The sequence below is a fragment of the Flavobacterium fluviatile genome (genome assembly GCF_010645065.1).
Lineage (GTDB): Bacteria > Bacteroidota > Bacteroidia > Flavobacteriales > Flavobacteriaceae > Flavobacterium > Flavobacterium fluviatile.
On the sequence record NZ_JAADZW010000062.1, the window covers coordinates 1 to 1,965 of the forward strand.

The 1,965-nt window shown below is 30.3% G+C and carries 1 protein-coding gene; it reads right to left on the reverse strand.

What is annotated here, in order from left to right:
- Positions 1 to 127 precede the first annotated feature (127 nt).
- The gene (locus tag GXM17_RS21200; RefSeq protein ID WP_163401511.1) at positions 128 to 1,780 is read right to left on the reverse strand and encodes a M1 family metallopeptidase; all 1,653 of its coding nucleotides are present in this window, start codon (positions 1,778 to 1,780) and stop codon (positions 128 to 130) included.
- Positions 1,781 to 1,965 lie beyond the last annotated feature (185 nt).

The window sequence follows — 1,965 nt, forward strand, 5'->3', positions numbered from 1 at the left end:
ATTTTTGGGCTTTTTAAAAGAGCTCAAATATTTTTCAGAATAACTTTTCAACTTACACAGTTAGTGAGACACTACCATATTAACCCCGATAAAGTTAAATTATCGGGGTTTCCTTTTTTGAAAATACTTATTCAACAATATTAGAAGTTGTTACATAAAAATCTTTATTGACTTCAATTGTACTCTCATCATCAGTAACTTTTTCAGATTTCCATTCAGTAGTTGGTTTTAACCACATTTCCACTCCATTTAGTTTTACTTTTACAGCCATGTCAAAATTAGCAACACAATTTGTCCAGTGATAGCCAAAAGCTCCTTCTTTAAACATATATTCCAAAACCGGAATTTTAGTAGTTGTCAAATATTGAGCAAATACTCTACTAAAATCAATTCCGGATTGTTCGTTCATATATTCCTGAATTTGCTTTCCTGTTACAGTTTGATGATAAAAAGCTTTATTCAGTCCTCTTAAAATAGATTTCCATTTCGCATCATCATTAATTATTTGACGAATCATATGAAGCATATTTGCTCCTTTTGGATACATATCACCTGATCCTTCATCATTTACATTATAATTCCCTATAATTGGAATATCATTTTCAATATTTTTTCTACATCCTATAACATATTCTGACCCTGCATCTTTTCCATAATGATATTCAAGAAAAAGGCTTTCCGAATAATTAGTAAAACTCTCATGAATCCACATATCTGCAATATCTTTATAAGTAATATTATTTGCAAACCATTCATGTCCTGATTCGTGAATAATTATAAAATCAAATTTTAATCCCCACCCTGTTCCGCTCAAATCATGTCCTAAATATCCCTTTTTGTACTGGTTTCCATAAGTCACACTACTTTGATGTTCCATTCCTAAATAAGGTACTTCAACCAGTTTATAACTATCTTCATAAAAAGGATATGGTCCAAACCAGTTTTCAAAAGCCTCCAACATTTTTGGAACATCTTTAAATTGTTCTTTAGCCAAAATTAAATTATAACTCAAAACATAATAATTGCAATCTAAATTACCTTTTTCTCCTTTATATTTATCAGAAAAATTTACATAGTCACCAATATTTATATTTACACCGTAATTATTAATAGGATTAGAAACATACCAATTAAATGTTTTTGTTCCATCTTTATGTTTTTTGATACTTTGCAATCTTCCATTTGATACATCTGTCAAATTCCCAGGGACATTTACACTAATCAGCATGTTTTCTACTTCATCATACATATGATCTTTACATGGCCACCAAACACTGGCCCCCAATCCCTGACAGGACGAAGCTATAAAATCTTTCCCATTTTTGTCTTTTTTCCATGTAATTCCTCCATCCCATGGTGGATTAACAGCCTCTTTAGGTTTTCCTCCAAACGTAACAATAATTTCCTTAATTTCTCCTACTTTTTGATTCGCAACCAGTTCAACAAAAAAAGCATTTCCATTTCTTTCAAATTTCAACTCTTTTCCATCCTGAGTGACTTTGTATATCTGCATTGGTTCCTGTAAATCAATTTGCATTTTAGTATACTCATTTAAAACTCTATACCGAATTTTATTTGAACCTGAAATAGTTTTATCTGCAGGATTTACCTTTACATCCAAATGATAATATTTTAAATCCCACCACGCTCGTTCTTTGGTTATACTTCCTCTCAAAGTATCCTGATGAGTAAACGTTTTATGTGATTTATTAAGAAGTCCTTGTGAATTTGAAGTAAAAACTATAAATAGGAAGATAAAAGTGATTATATAACTTTTCATTAATACAAAGTTTGAAATTTATAAAATTCAAATAATTTATAACAAAAGTAAACATTCAATTCTTTTTAATCACATCTTGCAACCTAAAATAAAAAACTTTTGTAAAACAAAAACCCTATTCACTTGGAATAGGGTTTCAAAGAAAGGCGACGACATACTCTCCCACAAGACTGCAGTACCATCTG